The 284-nt window shown below is 47.9% G+C and carries 2 tRNA genes; both read left to right on the forward strand.

Annotated elements, in window-relative coordinates:
* Positions 1 to 76: transfer RNA gene (locus FS608_RS29850), tRNA-Thr, on the forward strand.
* A 21-nt stretch (positions 77 to 97) separates the two neighbouring features.
* A tRNA-Lys gene (locus tag FS608_RS29855) sits at positions 98 to 173 on the forward strand.
* Positions 174 to 284: the final 111 nt, after the last annotated feature.

Below are 284 nucleotides of genomic sequence, written 5' to 3' on the forward strand. Positions count from 1 at the left end.
GCCGGTTTAGCTCAATTGGTAGAGCAACTGACTTGTAATCAGTAGGTTGGGGGTTCAAGTCCTCTAGCCGGCACCATTTATTTTTTTTGCTTTTTTTGAGCCATTAGCTCAGTTGGTAGAGCATCTGACTTTTAATCAGAGGGTCGAAGGTTCGAGTCCTTCATGGCTCACCAGAGTTTTTTGCGATAGCAAAATAACTTTCAATATTGCGGGTGTGGCGGAATTGGCAGACGCACCAGACTTAGGATCTGGCGCCGCAAGGCGTGGGGGTTCGACTCCCTTCA

The organism is Bacillus sp. X1(2014), from assembly GCF_007678255.1.